This is a genomic window from Hadarchaeum sp. (SeqCode) (assembly GCF_049969415.1).
GTDB lineage: Archaea > Hadarchaeota > Hadarchaeia > Hadarchaeales > Hadarchaeaceae > Hadarchaeum.
In genome coordinates this window covers 1-18,006 of the sequence record NZ_JBMFOX010000025.1, presented here as the reverse complement: position 1 = coordinate 18,006, position 18,006 = coordinate 1, and the positions used below count along the sequence as shown (strand labels likewise).

At 51.9% G+C, this 18,006-nt stretch carries 18 protein-coding genes and 1 pseudogene; 8 read left to right on the top strand and 11 right to left on the bottom strand.

Annotation, left to right across the window (positions count from 1 at the left end; translation table 11 throughout):
- Positions 1-332 (top strand): adenine deaminase C-terminal domain-containing protein (locus ACP5PX_RS06010; RefSeq protein WP_428084962.1); only part of this gene is annotated, 332 nt, incomplete at its 5' end.
- A gap of 14 nt (positions 333-346) precedes the next feature.
- On the opposite strand, the gene ACP5PX_RS06005 is transcribed toward ACP5PX_RS06010, so the two are convergent.
- Positions 347-937 (bottom strand): flavodoxin family protein, encoded by a 591-nt coding sequence (locus tag ACP5PX_RS06005; protein WP_428084960.1) that lies wholly within the window; start codon positions 935-937, stop codon positions 347-349.
- Between the two features lie 355 nt (positions 938-1,292).
- On the opposite strand from ACP5PX_RS06005, the gene ACP5PX_RS06000 reads away from it, so the two are divergent.
- Positions 1,293-1,478: a ribbon-helix-helix domain-containing protein gene (locus tag ACP5PX_RS06000; protein ID WP_428084958.1), complete on the top strand. Its 186-nt coding sequence runs from the start codon at positions 1,293-1,295 to the stop codon at positions 1,476-1,478.
- A 77-nt stretch (positions 1,479-1,555) separates the two neighbouring features.
- Here ACP5PX_RS06000 and ACP5PX_RS05995 read toward each other — a convergent pair whose 3' ends face one another.
- A complete protein-coding gene (locus ACP5PX_RS05995) occupies positions 1,556-2,200 on the bottom strand; it encodes a CehA/McbA family metallohydrolase (RefSeq protein WP_428084956.1) in 645 nt (214 codons plus the stop codon).
- On the bottom strand, positions 2,201-4,015 hold the full coding sequence (gene metG / locus ACP5PX_RS05990; RefSeq protein ID WP_428084964.1) for a methionine--tRNA ligase: 1,815 nt from the start codon (positions 4,013-4,015) through the stop codon (positions 2,201-2,203).
- A gap of 143 nt (positions 4,016-4,158) precedes the next feature.
- Here metG and ACP5PX_RS05985 point away from each other — a divergent pair, with 143 nt between their 5' ends.
- The 4 genes from ACP5PX_RS05985 to ACP5PX_RS05970 are packed head-to-tail and all read left to right on the top strand — an operon-like array spanning position 4,159 to position 8,627.
- Positions 4,159-4,674: a DJ-1/PfpI family protein gene (locus ACP5PX_RS05985; protein ID WP_428084954.1), complete on the top strand. Its 516-nt coding sequence runs from the start codon at positions 4,159-4,161 to the stop codon at positions 4,672-4,674.
- Between the two features lie 8 nt (positions 4,675-4,682).
- The gene (locus tag ACP5PX_RS05980; protein WP_428084952.1) at positions 4,683-5,993 is read left to right on the top strand and encodes an amidohydrolase family protein; all 1,311 of its coding nucleotides are present in this window, start codon (positions 4,683-4,685) and stop codon (positions 5,991-5,993) included.
- Positions 5,990-7,249, top strand: a complete 1,260-nt coding sequence (locus ACP5PX_RS05975; protein WP_428084950.1) for an adenosylhomocysteinase — start codon at positions 5,990-5,992, stop codon at positions 7,247-7,249. Before ACP5PX_RS05980 ends, ACP5PX_RS05975 begins: the two co-directional genes overlap by 4 nt.
- 7 nt (positions 7,250-7,256) lie before the next feature.
- The gene (locus ACP5PX_RS05970) at positions 7,257-8,627 is read left to right on the top strand and encodes an anthranilate synthase component I family protein (protein WP_428084948.1); all 1,371 of its coding nucleotides are present in this window, start codon (positions 7,257-7,259) and stop codon (positions 8,625-8,627) included.
- Between the two features lie 64 nt (positions 8,628-8,691).
- Here the strand turns inward: ACP5PX_RS05970 and prf1 are convergent, their stop codons facing one another.
- On the bottom strand, positions 8,692-9,951 hold the full coding sequence (gene prf1 / locus ACP5PX_RS05965; RefSeq protein ID WP_428084946.1) for a peptide chain release factor aRF-1: 1,260 nt from the start codon (positions 9,949-9,951) through the stop codon (positions 8,692-8,694).
- A 68-nt stretch (positions 9,952-10,019) separates the two neighbouring features.
- Between prf1 and pyrH the strand changes: the two genes are divergently transcribed.
- Together pyrH and ACP5PX_RS05955 are read left to right on the top strand one after the other, a co-directional pair.
- A complete protein-coding gene (gene pyrH / locus ACP5PX_RS05960; protein ID WP_428084944.1) occupies positions 10,020-10,700 on the top strand; it encodes a UMP kinase in 681 nt (226 codons plus the stop codon).
- A 4-nt stretch (positions 10,701-10,704) separates the two neighbouring features.
- Positions 10,705-10,902 (top strand): DUF2116 family Zn-ribbon domain-containing protein, encoded by a 198-nt coding sequence (locus ACP5PX_RS05955; protein WP_428084942.1) that lies wholly within the window; start codon positions 10,705-10,707, stop codon positions 10,900-10,902.
- On the opposite strand, the gene ACP5PX_RS05950 is transcribed toward ACP5PX_RS05955, so the two are convergent.
- The 7 genes and pseudogenes from ACP5PX_RS05950 to ACP5PX_RS05920 form a co-directional block, all read right to left on the bottom strand.
- Positions 10,879-13,569, bottom strand: coding sequence for a valine--tRNA ligase (locus ACP5PX_RS05950; RefSeq protein ID WP_428084940.1), 2,691 nt, complete (start codon positions 13,567-13,569; stop codon positions 10,879-10,881). The two genes, ACP5PX_RS05955 and ACP5PX_RS05950, sit on opposite strands and share 24 nt — an antisense overlap.
- Before the next feature lie 192 nt (positions 13,570-13,761).
- Positions 13,762-15,096 carry an aspartate aminotransferase family protein gene (locus ACP5PX_RS05945; protein ID WP_428084938.1) on the bottom strand — a complete coding sequence of 445 codons (1,335 nt, stop codon included), beginning with the start codon at positions 15,094-15,096 and terminating at the stop codon, positions 13,762-13,764.
- Positions 15,097-15,173: 77 nt separating this feature from the next.
- On the bottom strand, positions 15,174-16,025 hold the full coding sequence (locus tag ACP5PX_RS05940; protein WP_428084936.1) for an MBL fold metallo-hydrolase: 852 nt from the start codon (positions 16,023-16,025) through the stop codon (positions 15,174-15,176).
- 79 nt (positions 16,026-16,104) lie between these two features.
- Positions 16,105-16,332: an Lrp/AsnC ligand binding domain-containing protein gene (locus ACP5PX_RS05935; protein WP_428084934.1), complete on the bottom strand. Its 228-nt coding sequence runs from the start codon at positions 16,330-16,332 to the stop codon at positions 16,105-16,107.
- A 53-nt stretch (positions 16,333-16,385) separates the two neighbouring features.
- Positions 16,386-17,105, bottom strand: a complete 720-nt coding sequence (locus tag ACP5PX_RS05930; protein ID WP_428084932.1) for a phosphate ABC transporter ATP-binding protein — start codon at positions 17,103-17,105, stop codon at positions 16,386-16,388.
- Positions 17,106-17,741 carry an ABC transporter permease gene (locus tag ACP5PX_RS05925; protein ID WP_428084930.1) on the bottom strand — a complete coding sequence of 212 codons (636 nt, stop codon included), beginning with the start codon at positions 17,739-17,741 and terminating at the stop codon, positions 17,106-17,108. It abuts the gene before it with no gap.
- Positions 17,738-18,006: pseudogene (locus tag ACP5PX_RS05920) on the bottom strand (substrate-binding domain-containing protein); the annotation flags it as partial. The pseudogene ACP5PX_RS05920 and the gene ACP5PX_RS05925, both read right to left, overlap by 4 nt.

Genomic DNA, 18,006 nt, shown 5'->3' with positions numbered 1-18,006 from the left:
TCGTTGTCGTTGGTGCCAGCGAGGTTGACATGGCCAAAGCCGTCAACGAGCTTAGGCGGATGCGTGGCGGTCTGGTGGCGGTAAGCCGGGGCCGGGTTCTGGAAAGGCTTGAGCTCCCAGTGGCCGGACTGATGAGCACGCTTTCACCTGAAGTCGTTACTGACAAGTTGGAGAGGTTAAATCTTGCTACCAGAAAGCTGGGCTGTAAGCTTAATGCGCCTTTCATGACGCTGTCGTTTATCTCGCTGCCAACGGTCCCTGAACTCGGCTTGACCGACAAGGGCTTGGTGGACGTCAAGAACCGAAAGATAATCCCGGTCAAAATCGATTAGGCCAGTTCTTTCGCTCAACCCAAACCTTTTATCCTCTTGATGATCCAGACCATCTTTCTACCAAAGTTTCTCGCGGTTTCCAGTCCCTCCTCGTCCTTTAGCACCCCTCCCGGCTCCCTCCCAAAGGCCACGTTCCAGTAGCTCGAGCCCGGGATGATCATGCCCTGGTGGAGAAAGAAGAACAGCAGCTCGGCAAGGGTGAAGTTGTGGCCGGCCCTCCGCGCCACCACCAGCGCCCCGCCGACCTTGTTCTCAAAAACTCTGCCCTTGGCGATGGAGAGATAGCCGGCGCGGTCGATGATGGCCTTTACCTGTGGCGTCGCGGAGCTGAAGTAGACAGGGGAGCCAATGATGATGCCGTCCGCCTCAACCATCTTGTCGAAGACGGGTTTGAAGTCGTCATTTATCCAGCACTCCTTGGTTTTCCGACAAGAGCGGCAGCCATCGCATGGCTTTATTTCCTTCCCGTGGAGCCGTACCAGTTCGGTGGTGGCTCCTTCATCGGCAGCCGCCTTCAGGGTTTCGTTGACCAAGATTTCCGTGTTTCCGCCGATCCTCGGGCTGCCAACTATTCCCAATATCTTAATCCTAGGTGAACCCTCCATAACAACCCCAATATGTAAGTATTCGACGGCAATTTTACGTTTGCGGATTTTAGCTCGAAAATTGTGTAATTAAGTTCGGTATTTTTCAAACTATGCCCACGGAATGGTGCTCAAGTCCTGGCAAGATTTTTTACCAAATTCGTTTCCTGAGCAAATCAAAAATTCGCCACAACCTTTAAATACTATCCCAACTGTCATATAACTGGATTGTAGCTGGATGGTGAAAGGGAGGCAGGTGGATGCTGAAAAACGTGGCTGGAAGTTTTTCGGGAAGAGCTAGCTCTGACTTAGCAGAAACCCTGTTGAATCGGACAAAACTTGCTGCCTCTGATCCATTCTATCGGAGGTCCTGATCATGGCCGATAAGAAGGGTGAGGTGCGTGTCTTCGTTGACGGCATCTACCTCAAGATCATCGATGACCTGATAAAGTCGGGATATGGGACAAATCGCAGCGAGGTAATCCGCAAGATGGTCCACGATTGGACCATGACCTACCTCGAAAAGGCGAAGACCCTCATGGAGTATGCTAAAGAGAAGTGAGATCACGGTCACCCTACCTCCTCGGTCCAGCCTCCAAAAGGGTGAAGGCGGGAGGCACTTCCTAAAAGTCCTCCCGCCTAGCGCTCATCTCTTCGCTGGAGGGCCTTCTGGAGAACCCTCCACATGAAGCTTGGCAAGGGGATGGTCCGTCCTGCTATCGATGTCCCCCCCTCCTTTATTTTTTCCAAGATTGAGTCGGGATTTGGCTCGCAGTCAACAATCGTGTATGCCATTCCAACGTCGTCGCAGCGGTGGGCATCGGATCCCGCCACCATCGCCAGCCCGTTTTTTTGTGCGAATCTCTGGGCAAGAGGATTGCTCAGGAGGATGGCCCGCGAGTTAAGACCTTCGATCGCATCGAATTTCGCTTTATAGACAAGTTCCGGACGCCTTCCAGGAGCAAATGGATGGGCGGCAATGGCTATTCCTCCCTGCTCTCGAATCAATTCGACGGTATCCGCCGCTGGCAGCCCTTTAGGGATTGATTCTTCGATTCCCAGCCCGACGATGTGTCCTTGAGCGCTGGAGATCTCCACACCGGGCAGCACTACGAAACCGTTTTTGCTCATTTTTTTGGCAGCCCGATGCCCGGAGATGCTGTCATGGTCGGTAATTGCTATTCCGTTCAGACCTTTTGTCTTGGCGATTTCGACGGCCCTTTCAACCGGGCAGCGGCAGTCGTAGGAATATTTGGTGTGCACGTGAAGGTCGAGCCGCAGCAACTATCTCACCTTCGAGCCCGGTTGAACTGGCCGGTCGGTCACGAGGATGGAGACACCATTTTCGTCCTCGGCGGCCAGAAGCATCCCTTCTGAGACAACACCCATCAACTTTGCGGGCTCGAGGTTTGCCACCACAGCGATGTTTTTCCCCACCAGAGACTCGGGCGAGTATTTTTCCGCTATACCGGCCACGATGGTCCGTCTTTCCTTGCCGAGATCAGCTTCTAGCTTAATCAGCTTCTTCGACTTTGGGATCATTTCGGCAGCGATAACCCGCCCCACCCGGATGTCAAGCTTCCCGAATTCATCGATGGAAATCAATTTGCCCTCTCGTTTTTCTTCACCGCTGGACTTAATCTTAGCGAAGAGTGCCACGGGTTCACCTATTTGATGTTCTGGACCTAGGTCAAAAGACTTGGCCTGTTCCCAACTTTTCACTTCTACAGCCAGCTGGTGGGCAAGCTTGGCTGCGGTGGATGGCATGAATGGGGTTAAGGCCACACATAAAATTTTTACCAAGTTAGCACAGGTTAGGATGCATTCGGCGGCCTTTTCCTTTTCCCGCTTCAGCGCTTCCCAAGGCCGGCAAGCTTGGAAATACTCGTTTCCCCGCCGAGCAATCGCCATTATCTCCTCGAGTGCTTGAGAAACCTTAAGTTCCAGCAGCATTTGTTCTATTCTTTCCACACGTTTTTTGATTTCCCCCTCAATCTTTCCATCAATCTTTCCGTTTGGCAGTCTGGAGCCATATCGATCCCGGATAAACGTGAGCACACGGTGGACGAAGTTGCCGAGGACATCAGCCAGCTCGTCGTTTAACCTGGCTTCTAGGCCGGCCTCGGAGAAGTTTCCGTCTTGGCCGAAGGATACCTCCCGGATGAGAAAGTATCTGACGACGTCCGCCGAGTACTTTTCCACGAGATATACGGGATCAATCACGTTGCCCAGCGATTTGCTGATTTTCTGCCCCTCGACGGTGAGAAAGCCGTGGGCGAAGATCTTCTTCGGTAACTCAATTCCCGCGGATAGTAGCATGCTCGGCCAGATGACGCAGTGGAACCTGAGGATGTCCTTGGCGATGATATGTACATCTGCCGGCCAATACTGCTTGGGCAGTAGGTAGTTGGTCAGAGCATCGAACCAGACCCAAATCTTCTGCCCCGGTTCACCCGGCACATCTATTCCCCAGTGCTGGTTCTGGCGTGTGATGCTGATGTCCTTCAAACCTTGCTTGATAAAGTTGATGACCTCATTCCGACGGGCCTCCGGCTGAATGAATTCAGGGTTTTCTTCGATGTGCTTCAGCAGAGCATCAGCGTACTTGGACAGCCGGAAGAAGTAGTTCTCCTCTTTGAGCAACTTTGGCTTGGTTAGGTGTAGCGGGCACTTTCCGTCGACAAGCTCGGCCTCGGTGTAATACCCCTCGCAACCCTCACAATAGAGTCCCTCGTAGGTTCCCTTGTAAATATCGCCGCGGGCCCGGATGCGTTCAAAGAGCTCGATAACATTTTTGCGGTGCCTTTCTTGGGTAGTCCTGACGAAATCATCGTTGCTAATGTTCAGTATCTTCCAAGTGCTCTGCCACAGGTTAGCCATGGAGTCAGCGTAGGCCTGGATATCCTTGAAGCCCTTTTCTTTGGCTGCTTCCAGCGTCTTCGCGGAGTTTTCGTCCAGACCGGTTAAGAAGAAGACGTCGTCGCCGCGCAGCCGGTGCCAGCGGGCGAGGGCGTCGGCTACCACGGTGGTGTAGGCATGGCCGATGTGGGGCACCGAGTTGATGTAGTAGATTGGTGTGGTGATGTAGAATTTGGCTATTTTCCCACCCTTCTCACTTGGTCTTGTTTGATTTAAATTTTAGATGCTTTGGCTTGGCGGCGGCATCCTCAGAAAACATCTTCAGGAAACATGTCCGAGGCACTTATTTTAAACATCTGGGGCAATTTATCATGGTGATTGTTTTGTCGAAAAGGGCACTGCTGATAATCGCCCCTGAGAACTTTCGGGACGAGGAACTCTTCCATACCAAAGAGGAGCTGGAGCGCGCCGGTATGGCCACTACGGTGGCTAGTTCCAAGAGGGGTGAAGCTCGAGGTATGTTGGGGGCTAAGGTTATCCCAGATATAACACTTGACCAAGTAAAGGTCGATGATCAAGATGTGATAATCTTTGTCGGTGGTTCGGGATCGGCAGCTTACTTTAAGGACAAGAAGGCCCTCGCGATAGCTGCCGAGGCCTTCAAAAAGGGAAAGAAGGTCGGCGCTATCTGCATCGCCCCGGTGATCTTGGCCAATGCCGGAGTGCTCAGGGGCAAGCGGGCCACGGTCTTTCCTGGGGAGTATGTTGACAAAATTGTGAGCGGCGGTGCCATCTATCAAGAAAAACCAGTTGTGGTCGACGGCAACGTGATTACCGCCAATGGTCCAACAGCAGCTCGTGAGTTCGGACGCACCATTGCGAAGGCGCTCAGGGGTTAGGTGGAAGATTGGTCGACATCTTGGTCCGTGGCGGCATTTTGGTCACGATGGATCCCAACCGCCGGGTGATCAAACAAGGTTCGGTTGCCATTGATGGCGACAGGATTGTTGCGGTTGGCGAGGAAATTGGGGAGAAGGCGGACAAGGTAATCGATGCCCGTGGGAAGGCAATCCTGCCCGGGTTAATTAACGGACACACTCACTTAGCCATGGCCCTGTTGCGCGGATATGCCGACGACATGCCTTTGGACAAGTGGCTTTCAGAAAAAATTTGGCCCATGGAAAAAATGATGAGGCCGCGCGACTGCTATGTGGGCTCCCTGCTTGGCTCTCTCGAAATGATAAAGTCTGGCACCACCTGCTTTGCCGATAACTACTTCCACATGGATCAGGTCGCCCGGGCGGTGAAAAAAGCGGGTCTTCGCGGGGTGTTGTCCTATGGTATGATTGACCGTGGCAATCGGCAGAAGATGAAGGAAGAAATAAGGATTGGTCGGAGCTTTGTGAAATCATTTCAGGGAAAGGCGCAGGGCAGGATACTGACGATGTTTGGCCCGCACGCACCTTACACCTGCTCCACTGAATGCCTGCTTAAAGTCAAGGAGCTGGCCAAGCGGTTTGGGGTCGGTATCCACATTCACGTTGCGGAGAGCCGCGAGGAGGTAAAACTAACGGTTGAAAATTACGGCAAACGACCGGTTGAATATCTAGACTCCATAGGTTTTCTTGGCCCAGAGGTCTTAGCCGCCCACTGCGTTTGGCTGACGGAAAAGGAGATTGAAATGCTCAGAACGAAGGAAGTCAAGCCGGTTCATAATCCCGCGAGTAATTTAAAGATGGGCTCCGGCATTGCCCCGGTTCCGGAAATGCTGTCCGCAGGCATTCCGGTGGCCCTTGGAACGGACGGAGCCGCTTCCAACAATTCCCTCGACATGTTCAAAGAGATGAAATTGGCGGCGCTTCTGGGCAAGGTGCGCAAGCTAGATCCCACCACAATGCCGGCGATGAAGGCTTTGGAAATGGCGACTATCAACGGGGCCACGGCACTGGGCCTTAGCAACGAGATAGGTTCAGTGGAAGTGGGTAAAAGGGCCGATTTGATTACGGTCGACCTGAAGAGATCACACCTCACCCCAATGTACGATGTCGTCTCCCATCTCGTCTACAGTGCCAACGGTGGCGACGTTGACACGGTCATCGTTGACGGAAAGATATTAATGGAGGGAGGGAAAGTGCTCACGCTCGACGAGGAGAAGGTTTTAGAGCTGGCGCAGAGAACCTCTGATGATTTGGTCTCAAGGGCGGGTGGAAATAAGTGAGTTATAAAGTCAAGGACATAGGGCTTGCCGCAGAGGGCCGGCGGATGATGGAATGGGCGGAGAGCCACATGCTGGTACTGGCCGAAATTCGCCGGGAGCTTTCTCGGACCAAGCCTCTCCAAGGGATTACCATTGGCGCTGCCTTGCATACCGAGGCCAAGACGGGCGTGCTGGTCAGAACTTTGGTGGCCGCCGGAGCCAAGGTGGCGATAACCAGCTGCAATCCTCTGTCCACCCGGGACGAGGTGGCAGCCGCGTTGGCGAAGGAGGGAGTGCACGTGTATGCTTGGCGGGGCGAGAGTACCAAGGATTACTATGCCAATCTCAACAAGGTGCTTGATCTCAGGCCGCAGATTTTGATCGACGATGGCGCCGATCTGATCACGGCCGTGCACACCCGTCGCCGGGAAATTCTTGATGACGTGATTGGGGCCTCGGAGGAGACCACGACCGGGGTTAACCGGCTGAGGATAATGGCGGCGAAGGGAGTTTTGAAGTTTCCAGTGATAGCGGTCAACGATAGCCCCTCCAAGAGATTTTTTGACAACAGATTTGGCACCGCGGAATCGACCTTTCAGGCCATAACCGGAATGACCAACACCCTCATCGCGGGAAAACACGTGGTCGTCGTGGGCTACGGATACGTGGGCCGAGGAATTGCCTCCCGGGCAAAGGGCTTGGGTGCCCTGGTCATGGTTGTTGAAACCGACCCGGTAAAAGCGCTTGAGGCCGCGATGGATGGGTTCTTGATCGGCCCGATGGAGGAAGCGGCGAAGTGGGGGGATCTTTTCATCACCGCCACCGGTGGGTTCAAGGTTATTCGGGCGGAGCATATGCGGCTGATGAAGGACGGCGCGATTTTATGTAACTCCGGCCATTTCAACGTTGAGATAGATTTGGAGGGGCTCAGGAAGTTGGCCGTGAACAAGAGGGAAATCATTGAAGATGTTCAGGAGTTCCGACTGAAGGACGGGCGCCGACTATATCTGCTCGCGGAGGGTCGCTTGGTCAATCTAGCGGGAAAGCGATCGCTCGGCCACCCGATGGAGATCATGGACATGAGCTTCGCTTTGCAGGCCTTGAGCGTGGTTCACCTGGCGCGGACGGGGAAGAATTTGGCTCCAGGAGTCTATGAGGTGCCTCCTGAGGTTGACCGCAGGGTGGCCGAATTAAAGCTGCGCTCGATGGGAATCAAAATCGAAAAGCCCACCAAAGAGCAAATCGAGTACTCGGCCTCGTGGAAATTCGGCACTTAGTGGTGCAATGATTAAAAAAGTTTTTCCAAATCGACGTTCTTTCGTCAAGCTTTCAAAGAATTACAGTGTAATCCCAGTAAGTATTGAAGTTGGTGTAAAATTTGATCCAGTTCTTTCCCTTTACTCAATGCGGCAGCCGTGCTTCGCCTTTGAGAGGGATGGAAAATCGATATTCGGTCAGGCCGAGGAAATAGTGGCCTCGGATCAAGGGGAAAGCCCTTTTAGCATCATTTCAAAATTGTTGGAGGGTAACATCGCCCCTTCTTCATTAACCGGTTTCAGCGGCGGAATAGTGGGGTATTTGGGGTACGATTCTGCAAGACCAGAGTTAAAGATGGAATGGAAGGAACCGGACCCGGTTTCTCTACCCTACGCGCTTTTCCTGCGAGTAAGTCGCTTCTACGAGACCAGCCGGGGCAAGCTGAAGGCAGTTTACTGCGCGCGAGTAGATGACGAGCCAAAAAAGGTGTATTCTCGCGCGATTGAGGAGGCAGAGTCCATGCTGGAGCTTCCCGAGCCAAAACCGCCTAAGGAACCCCGCTTTTCAGAGGTTTCCGTGAACGTTAAAAAGGCGGAGTACCTGAAAATGGTGGCCGAGGCAAAATCGTGCATTTCTCGGGGCGAAATCAGGCAGGCCATTATTTCGAGAAGGTTGTCTTGTAGGTCTAGCGATCCTCTTTCTTACTTCTTCAAGCTCAGAAGACTTAACCCCTGCCCCTACATTTTCTACCTTCAAACGGGCGGCCGCGTCATTTTGGGTTCCTCTCCGGAAAACTTCCTTACCGTCCACGGTAATTTTGCGGAAAGCCGTCCGGTGGCCTCAACGAGGAGACGAGGCACTAATCCCGTTGAAGATAGGAAGTTGGAGCAAGAGCTGAGAAACAGCCCCAAGGAGAGGTCCGAACATGCCATGTTGCTGGGCGAATGTGTCGCCGAGTTTAAATCGGTTTGCAGTCGTGTGATCGTGCGAGAGAGATTGAGGGTCAAGAAATTTCCGTTTTTCCAGCATCTGGTTTCAAGGATAACAGGAAAAACCGAGGACAAATTCAATCTGCTGAAAGCCACATTTCCCTCGGCCACGATAGCAGGCGTGCCCAAGCGGAGGGCGATGGAGGTAATAGATGAAATTGAGCCTGACGCTAGAGGAGTCTATGCAGGTTCCTTTGGATACGTGAGCAATTCCGGCAGCTTGGACATGGGGATTATTGTCAGGTCGATTTTAATCAACGGAGGCAAGGCATTCGTCCCCGTTGGTGCCGGAATTGTTTCTCAGTCCGTTCCAGAGGCCGAATATCAGGAGACTTTTTTCAAATCCCGGGCCCAACTTCTGGCTTTGGGCGCCGACCAAGATGACATGAAATGGATATCGGAGCTATAGGCCCAGCGCAACCTACCCCGAAGAATTGGCATCGTTTGTTTACCGTGTTTTTGAAGAAAAGCCACTATGCTTGGGTCGGTCTGAACCTCAGGATTGCCGCAAGCCCCTTAAAAGCAGTTAATAGCTGTTTGCCCTCGTCGGTCTCGGTGGAGATGAATTCCACCCTGGTGTTGAACTTTTCCGCCAGCTCGAGCAGTTCTTGGACGACATCACGGCTCTCGACCACGGTGAGCTTGGCTTCACCGCACTTGGGGCAGCTTTTTTCCGGCAGCTGTTTTTGATAGTGAGCCAGATTGTCGATGATTTCGTGAAAGGTTTCTCCACATGCCTGACATCTGATGGTAACCCGCAGCTTTCTTAAACCCTCCGAAACCAGCAGCAGCTCCACGGTGCCCTGCTCCAGCGCGCGCCTTATTTCGCCCTCACCGTAGGCGACAAGGCCCTTCCCAGCGACGAGTTCCTCCATGAACCGCTGCATCAGTGATTTTTCCTTCAGAATTTCTAGGTCGGCCAGAATTTCGCCAGCTTTATTCACCAGCTCCTTAATGCCCTGTTCATCGGTATAACCGGTGTCCACAACTCCGGCAATCTTCTTTTGTACTGAATCATGGAGAAGACCGCTGTTCAGGAAGTCCTCCTTGGTCGGTCCCGGTCCGCCAACGATGATGGCCCGGAGATCCGGAATCTGGGGGAAGATTTCATTGGCCGTTTCGGCGACTCGTTTGGCATATTCGTGGGCCGCAATCTCGATCAGCCGCTCAAAACGCCGCGACGATTGACCGCCCTTGCTATGCTTTCCCGGAACAGCTGAGGTCAGTTTTCTCAGGATGTCTATGTGCTTGCCCCTTAGCGTGGCGAAGGTGGCCTCCCTCCTATCCATAACGAGGAGTCCGATGGTCTCCTTGATTTGCAGCATCTCCTTGAGCGGCTCCAGCACGAACTCCTGATCACAGCGGTACATCCTTACCGTAACCGGCTCGGGCGGTTCAATCCAGTAAAGCTGGATGTCGGCGACGTCGTCCCTGCCCGCGACATTGCCGCAGAAGATAGCCATCCCGTGAGGCGGCGGTTTTCTGTTTTTTTCCATGTAGCTGCGAAGGAACTGGATTATCCGCTCTAGGGCCGCCAGCACGTTTTTGCGCGTGGTCTTTGACTTGATGTTGGAGGCGGTACCCTGCTCATCCCTCAGCTGCTGCATGACCTTGGCCAGATCCGTGTCCGGTGTGATGTAGACGGAGATCAGTTCCGTGCCTCGGCCGCGCATGCCTTCGAGCTCTTCCAGCATCCTCTTGAACTGGTATAGGGATTTGCTCTCCGCAGTCATTTGCCTCGCCCGGATAATTTTTAACCGCGAGCATTAATAGTATGAGGTAAAAAATAATGGAGGGTCCTATGAGAATAACGATCTGCTTCGGTGGCTCAATCTTAGTTCCCGGCAATCCCGATCTCGACTGCATCCGGGACATCGTTAGGACCGTCCGTGAGCTAAAGTCCCGCAACCATGAAGTTTTAATCGTGGTTGGAGGGGGGGAGTTGGCCCGGGTGTACATAAATGCGGCGCGAGAGCTCGGCATTCCCGGCGTGGACCAGGATCAGATCGGGATAGCTGCCACGAGGTTGAACGCCCAGCTGCTGATTGCGGCGCTGGGAGACATCGCTGATCCGACGCCAGCCACCGTCTTCGAGAAGGCGGTCCGGGCAATGCTCAGGGGCAAAGTTCCGATCATGGGCGGGACAACACCGGGTCAGACCACAGACGCGGTGGCGGCGATGCTCGCTCAGGTCAGTAAATCGGAGCTCTTGATTTTCTTCACGAATGTAGATGGTGTTTATACCGCGGACCCCAAGCTGGACCCCAACGCCAAGAAGCTGGATCGGATTACTCCCGATGAGCTGGCGAAGCTAGTAGGGACCGAGTTCAAGCCCGGGATGAAAACAATCATGGATCCGGTAGCGGTGAAGATCATCCAGAGGAGTAACATCAAGACAATTGTCCTAGGCAAACACGAGATACCCCGGTTACCGGAAATCTTAAATGGTGCCAAGCATACCGGGACTTTAATTGCTAGGTGAGCTAATGGTGGAGGATCACAGGCACTGCGTGGTCTGCGGGAAGCCGACCGACCCGGACAAGACGGTCTGTTCTCTTTCCTGTGAGGAGATTTTGAACCGGCAGCAGAAGAGCATGAAAAGGTCTAGGATGATAATGCTACTGATCTTCGTCATCCTGTTGATTTTTGTCATCGTTACCTCAATTTTTTTCCCACATACCTAGCGGCACCAGAAGTGTCAGCGCTGGTTCAGTTAGGTCAATGACTTCCACCCGGTGACCCTTTCTTACCGTTTCCCTAGTTATTTTCAGTTCATCAATGCTGAGCTCAATCTCCCGGCCAGTCGTTTTTACGGTGATTTTGCCCTTCTTTAGCTGGCTGGCTAGCTCTTCTGGCTTGGCCTTTTGCAGGGACTCGACGACGGCCTTTAAATCGCCGCGTAGCCGAGATCCCAGTTTGGCGAAGTTGGGCTCCACACAGATCAGGCGCTCCTCAAGTTCTGGTTTTTCTGATGTTATCTTAATCTCTCTCACCTGCATCGTTCCCGCGATGTCGTCGGCAATTATCTCCAGATTTTTGGCCAGCTCTGGGACGGGGGTGTAAATTATAAGTTCGGGTAGCTCGGTGTTGAGCGGCATTTTTCTGGTTGATTTAAACTGCCTTAGGGCGCTGACCACACTGTTGACGATTTCTCCGAGCCTTTCCGCCGATTCGTCTATGGCGGATTCGTCCGGTTCAGGCCATTTGGTGGTGTGGATGCTGGGTTGCTTCTCAAAGCTGGTGAAAAAGGTTTGGTAGACCTCTTCGGCAAAGTGAGGGACGAACGGAGCGAGTAGCTTCGTCGCAGTCAGCATGACGTGGCAGAGGGTGAACGCAGCCCCTTCCGATGTTTGATCGTTTCCGTAGAGCCTGTGCTTTACTTCCTCGATGTACATGTCGCAGAGTTCGTGCCAGACGAAGTTGTGGATCTCGCTAAGCGCCCGGTTGAACTGGAAGTCCTCGAGCCATCCGGTGACGTTTTTAATCAGCCTGTTCAGCCGGCTTAGCAGCCAGCGATCGACCGGACGCATTTTGATCTCGTCCTTGTTCCTTTGGAAAATTTCCGGCTTCAGATGGGGGCTGGCGAATCTAATTGCGTTCCAGAACTTTCTCAGGAACCGATAGCCGAACTCCACGTCCTTCCAGCTGAATGGAATGTCGGCGCCTGTGGAGGCTCCGATTGCCGCCCACTGCCGCAAGGCGTCAGCCCCATATTTATCGCGGGCCGTGCTGCTATCCACATAGTTACCGAGCGACTTGTGCATCGCCCTGCCATCCGAGCCGAGCACCATTCCGTTGATTAGCACAGCTCTGTAGGGAGCCCGGTCAAGAAGGGCTAGGTGACGGACCATCAGATAGTAGTCCCAGGTCCTGATGATATCGGTACCGTTAGGCTGGAGGTCGGCTGGGAAAAGCCTTGGATTTAGATCAGGCCAGCCAGCGTGGACAGCAATTGTTATCGAGCTGTCCATCCATGTGTCGAGGACATCCCGTTCTGGTTCAAATTTTGGGTTGCCGCAGTTAGGACAACTTTTTACGGGCGGGGGATCTTTAGCCGGATTCACCGGCAATTGATTTTCATCCGCCACGATTGGCTGTTTGCAACTGGTGCAGTACCAAGCCGGAATCGGGGTCGCGAAGATCCGTTGCCGTGAAATAACCCAGTCCCAGTCCATTGATTTTACCCAGTCGATGAATCTGGTGATCATGTATTCCGGAATCCAGCGGATTTTCTTCGCCTCTTCGATGGCACGTTCGTTAAGGGAGAGGACGTTCATGAACCACTGAGGCTTGTTCAGAATTTCCACCGGGGTCTTGCAGCGCCAGCAGGAGCCAACCGTATGTGGAAAATCTACCATTTTTTCTATCAACCTTGCCGCGCGCAGATCCTCGACAATCGATCGCCGGGCCTCATCTATTGTTATTCCTGAGTATTTTCCAGCAGAATCGGTCATCCTGCCTTTCTCATCGATGAGGTTGATAACGGGTAGCTTGTAACGTTTCACCCATCTCACGTCGGTCTTGTCTCCGAAGGTGCAGATCATCACCACTCCAGTGCCGAAGTTGGGATCGACCTCCCCATCTTCTATTATTTCTACCGAGCGTCCGAGTGGTGGAACCTCTAGCTTTTTCCCAACATATTCTCGATATCTTTGGTCTTCGGGATGAACGGCCACGGCCACGCAGGCAGGCAGATACTCGGGCCTGGTGGTGGCGATAAGCAAAGTTTCTTTGTTGTCAGCCATCTTGAACTTGATATAGTAAAGGGTGGTCATTTTCTCCTGATATTCAACCTCGGCGTCGGCGATGGCCGTTTCACATCTCGGGCACCAGTTGACTGGATGTTCACCGCGGTAGATAAGCCCCTTTTTGTAAAGTTGAACAAAGGAAAGCTGGGTCTTGCCGTAATAGCTGGGGTCCATGGTCCGGTACTCGGTGGACCAGTCGATGGAAAAGCCGAAGGAGTTCATCTCCTCCTTCATGTGGGCGATGTTCTCGGTGGTCAGCTTTACGCAAAGTTCTCGAAACTTGTCCGGAGGGAGATCGCCCTTTCTGATGCCGTACTTTTTTTCTACCTGAACCTCGGTGGGCAGGCCGTGACAGTCCCAACCTTGGGGAAAAAGTACATTAAAGCCGCGCATGCGTTTGTATCTGGCTACGATGTCGAAATAGGTCCAGTTCAGCGCCGTGCCCATGTGGAATTCCCCGCTGGGATACGGCGGCGGTGTATCGATGACATAAGTAGGACTTTGATAGTCATCGCGCCTGAAGCGGTGGATCCCTAATCTTTCCCAGTATTTTTGCCATTTTGGCTCGACGCTCAGCGGGTCGTAGTCTTTAGGTATTTCCATCGATCTCCTCTCCTTTTATCTGCGGTATTCCTTCAACACTTTTTCAACCAGTTGATATAAAACAACTGTTATAGCTCACCTTTCTTGGGCTGCTTTTTACCTCTATCCATATTTTTTAGGTCATTGGAGACTTTGCCCAGACAGCCGGGGAGCTAGCTAAAATAAGGTCCCCGGTCTGTCTTTTTTTAATGGTTACTCGTTTAGACCAGCAGTTTTCAGCGACTCTTCGACCGCCTTTAATGTTTTTTCTACATCCTCGTCGCTGTGGACGGTGGATAGGTGCCAGTCGGGATAGCTGCTGAAGATTCCATTTTTGAGCAGCTCAACCCGGAATTTTTCGCCCCTTTCCGGCGCCGATTTCATCGCCTTCGACCAAGCCCGATAGTTGTTAATTTCCTCCGCTGACATTTCTGTAAAGCAGGTGACGAACTGGCAGGGCAGACCCTTCACAATTGCTTTCACATTCAGGTCCTCGAATATTTCCCTAATCCCTTTCATCAGCTTTTCTCCAATCCGGTACATGCGTTTGTAGGCTTCACCACCGTTCTTTTCTAGAACCTCTATGTTGGCTATGGCTCCAGATAGAGAGAGCGGGTTGGCGTTGTAGGTTCCCATGGCGGGTACCTTGCCTTGTGAGATCAGCTCGACTATTTCCCTTTTTCCGCCGTAGGCGCTGATCGGTAGTCCTCCTCCCATGGCCTTTGAGCAAACGAAGAGGTCCGGGGTCACTTTAAAGTATTCTTGGGCACCACCTAAGCCTACACGGAATAAAGTCTTCACCTCATCAAAAATCAACACGACATTGTACCTTTCCGTCAGCTCCCTCACCGCTTTCATATATCCCTCTCTGGGAAGGATCCCATGACCCAACTCAATTGGTTCCATGATAACGCCCGCGATTTCCTTTCCTTGCTTTTTGAGTGTTTTTTCCAGAACCTCCTCATTGTTCCAAGGCAAGACGATGATATTCTGTAAAACGCTTTTTGGTTGGCAGAGCGGTGCAGCGAGCACAGGTTCTGGGGATTCCTCAGGACCCTTTGGCGGGCTGAAGGCGGAAATGTTAACATCATCGAACCAACCGTGGTAGTGTCCCTCGAACTTTATGATCTTTGTTTTACCCGTGTAGGCTCGGGCCAGCCTGATTGCCGTGTGTACCGCTTCGGAGCCCGAGCTGTGAAATCCGACCATTTCCGCGCAGGGCACGTGTTTGATAAGCTTCTCGCAGAGAGTAAGTTCAAGCTCGTTATTTATTCCGTACATGGTGCCCTTTTCAATCTGCTCTTTGATGGCCTTGACAATAGCTGGGTGGGCATGGCCGTTTATCAGCGGCCCGTAGTCCAGATAGTAATCGATGTATTCATTACCATCGACGTCATAAATCTTGGAACCTTTGCCGTGGTCCATATAAATCGTGGTGCCGTCAACAGTTATCACTTTTAACCGTTGGGTGCTGCCGGTTCCGCCGGCTTGAACTCTTTTAGATTTTTCAGATAACTTGCGGGATTTCTCAAGTTTTAGTCCCGACATATATCCACCATTTACCATTTTGCGTGGTTTATAAAAGATTTTGGGTTTAGTTTTGTAGGGTTCGCCTATTCGTCCTGTTATTCGGCCCCGGAAAAAATTTCCAACTTGAGCCGGGCAAACTCTTCTAAGACGGGTTGTCGTATCGGACGATTTATTTTGATTTCCTTTCCCATATTTACACGTAATCCAACCTGCCCGGGAATCGTCTCTACGTTAGTTTCAGAAGTTATCCTTGCTGCCTCCATTTTTGGTTCGTGTTTCAAGAACATCATGCCCATGTGGATCATCACGACAAGTTCGGGCTTAATTTCCGTTAGCATTTTTATCAGATCATCGGAACAAAGGTGCCAAGGTATCCTCATCGATAGCGGTCGTGTAACGTTGGCGATGAGGATTCTCACTCCTTCATAATATTTGGCGATTCCCTCAAAATATTGCGTGTCGCTGGTGTAGCCAATAGTCCCCTCATCCGTGCGTAAGATGAGTCCGAAAGTCGTAGGATCGCTGTGTTTCGCCTTCACCGCTTCCATCTCCAAATTGTTCAGACGAAATTTTTCCCCGGGATTAAGGATGGCCAGTTTTTCGGGCTTACGTTGATGGTATTTTGACACCGCAGGCCCATAGTCGCCAACGCCATTGATGACGCTCTCGCTGCAGACCAAGGCGCCCCTCTTTTTGGTCGAGTGCTTCGTCATGGCTTCGATGAGTACTTCGGCATCGGTGTAATGATCTGGGTGGGAGTGTGTGACGACTATGCCGTCGAGTTCCAAGGGATTCAATCCATACTGATGCGTAAGCAGAAGAGCACCCGGTCCGGGATCAACATGAACGTTTACCCCGGTGTGAATCCTGAATCCACCTGTTTTGAAATACTGACCGACCATCTGGAATCTTCCGCCGCCGGAGCCAAGAAATACTATTTCTGCCATTTACTTACCTTGATAATTTATCGGAAGATAACTAATTCTGGTTCGCGGTTCAGCCATCGTTATCCTCATCCTTTATAGATCAGGCCACAATTAGTGAAGTTTCAGTATATCTTACTCCGGGTAAGGACTGAATTTTGCTGACGATGGTTTCGCCCAGTGCCTTCAAATCCGTAGCCTCAATTCTGGCCACGATGTCGAACCTTCCGGTAGTTGCAAAAGCCACGTGGACCCCTTGAACCTTCTTGACGGCATCAAGCAACTTTAGCGCTTTGCCGGGATCGGTCCTTATATAAACCAACGCCTGCATAATGCGCCCTGAATTTAGCTTTCGTTTTTCAGGTTAAAAGGTTGAGGACCGATTTAGAAAAACTCACCACGGACGAACTTTCTGATTATTTCGTTTTTTGGTTTGGTGAAGATATTCTTTGGCTTGTCGACGTCAATAACCTCGCCCCCAAGCAGGCAGCCGACCCGATCTGATATCCTCTTCGCCTGGAAGATATTGTGGGTGGCGAGTACAATCGTGGTTCTCCCCCGAAGTCCCCCGATGATTCTTTCCACGATGGCGGCGTTGGTTGGATCTAGGTTGGCAGTAGGCTCGTCTAATAGAAGTAATTCTGGATTCAGGGCTAGGGCTCTGGCTAGGACTACCCGCTGCTGCTCCCCGCCAGAAAGTTTTTTTGCCATCCGGGGACCGAAACCCTTCAACATCACCGAGCTGAGAGCATCGTTGACCCTCTCAGTAATTTCATCATTGTTTAGACCCCTCAGCTTCAACCCGTAAGCGACGTTTTCAAAAACAGTTTCGTTTAGTAGCACGGCACGCTGGAAGACCATAGTTACCTTTTTTCTGAGTTGGGAAATGTTTGAGCCACCTACAGCTTGCCCTCGATAGACAACTTTTCCCGATGATGGTTCGTCCAGCAGGGCTAAGACCCTCAGCAGCGTTGTTTTGCCGGCACCGTTAGGACCAATTATCGTCAGGATTTCGCCATTTTTGACCTCCAAAGTCACCTCGCGAAGTGCCGTGATGCCATCGTATTTCCGGGTTACCCTTTCCAGTTTTACGTGGACGTCCAACTAATCACCCCGAAAGCGATTAGCGATGAGGGTCAGGGAGAAGACGATTATCAGGAGCACCGCCGTGGCTTCGATTGAGAGCATTAGTTCACCGCGATTCACGCCCAGCGCAATTTGGGTCGTCATCACGCGAGTGAGTCCTTGGATGTTACCACCCAGCATTAATGCGATGCCCAGTTCAGCGATGGCTCGATTAAACGCGGAAATGCCAGCAAGAATGCCTCCTTTTCTCGCTTCTTTCAAGACAGCAAGCGAAGCTTGGCATTCCGAAGCCCCCAGCGTTCTGGCTAAGTCCCTAATTTTTGGTTCTACAGATTCAATAGCATTGGTGAGCAGGCTGACAAGAATTGGTGTTATCAGCACCGCTTGCCCAATGATGATTGCTGTGGGGGTGTAGAGAATACCGAGGATGCCTAGAGCACCACGGCGCGAGAATATCAGATAAAGAAAAAGACCGAGGGCCACCGTTGGCACACCCAACATGGCGTTGAAGAAGCTGATGATTGTTCCTCTTCCTCTGAATCTCTTCAGGCCCAGAGCAAACGAGATAGGCAAACTCCAAATTAGTGAGAGAAGCAACGCCGTCCCTGAAATCCAAATGGACCTGAGGACGATGTCCAAAAGTTGCTCGCTCATTGGTAAAGATCCTCCTGGCCAAATCTGAATTCGGTCGGGCATTCGCTTTTATCTATGAAGGCATAGCGACGTATCCATTCCGATACCGGATCTGAGGTGTTTTTTAGCATGCTTACAGCCGGATTGAAGAGAGACACCCCATATTCATCTATCCCGAATTGTGCAATCAAATTTTGTCCCTGATCTGAAACGAGAAATTTTATTAGCTCCAGAGCCCCACGGAAGTTTACTCTGGAATTTCTGTCGGGATTAACCGCCATCACGC

What these genes read in the sequence shown, in the direction of transcription:
- ACP5PX_RS06005 (WP_428084960.1), bottom strand. Translation starts at nt 937, where the DNA reads ATGGAGGGTTCACCTAGGATTAAGATATTGGGAATAGTTGGCAGCCCG.
- ACP5PX_RS06000 (WP_428084958.1), top strand. Translation starts at nt 1,293, where the DNA reads ATGGCCGATAAGAAGGGTGAGGTGCGTGTCTTCGTTGACGGCATCTAC.
- ACP5PX_RS05970 (WP_428084948.1), top strand. Translation starts at nt 7,257, where the DNA reads ATGATTAAAAAAGTTTTTCCAAATCGACGTTCTTTCGTCAAGCTTTCA.
- prf1 (WP_428084946.1), bottom strand. Translation starts at nt 9,951, where the DNA reads ATGACTGCGGAGAGCAAATCCCTATACCAGTTCAAGAGGATGCTGGAA.
- pyrH (WP_428084944.1), top strand. Translation starts at nt 10,020, where the DNA reads ATGAGAATAACGATCTGCTTCGGTGGCTCAATCTTAGTTCCCGGCAAT.
- ACP5PX_RS05955 (WP_428084942.1), top strand. Translation starts at nt 10,705, where the DNA reads ATGGTGGAGGATCACAGGCACTGCGTGGTCTGCGGGAAGCCGACCGAC.
- ACP5PX_RS05950 (WP_428084940.1), bottom strand. Translation starts at nt 13,569, where the DNA reads ATGGAAATACCTAAAGACTACGACCCGCTGAGCGTCGAGCCAAAATGG.
- ACP5PX_RS05945 (WP_428084938.1), bottom strand. Translation starts at nt 15,096, where the DNA reads ATGTCGGGACTAAAACTTGAGAAATCCCGCAAGTTATCTGAAAAATCT.
- ACP5PX_RS05940 (WP_428084936.1), bottom strand. Translation starts at nt 16,025, where the DNA reads ATGGCAGAAATAGTATTTCTTGGCTCCGGCGGCGGAAGATTCCAGATG.
- ACP5PX_RS05935 (WP_428084934.1), bottom strand. Translation starts at nt 16,332, where the DNA reads ATGCAGGCGTTGGTTTATATAAGGACCGATCCCGGCAAAGCGCTAAAG.
- ACP5PX_RS05925 (WP_428084930.1), bottom strand. Translation starts at nt 17,741, where the DNA reads ATGAGCGAGCAACTTTTGGACATCGTCCTCAGGTCCATTTGGATTTCA.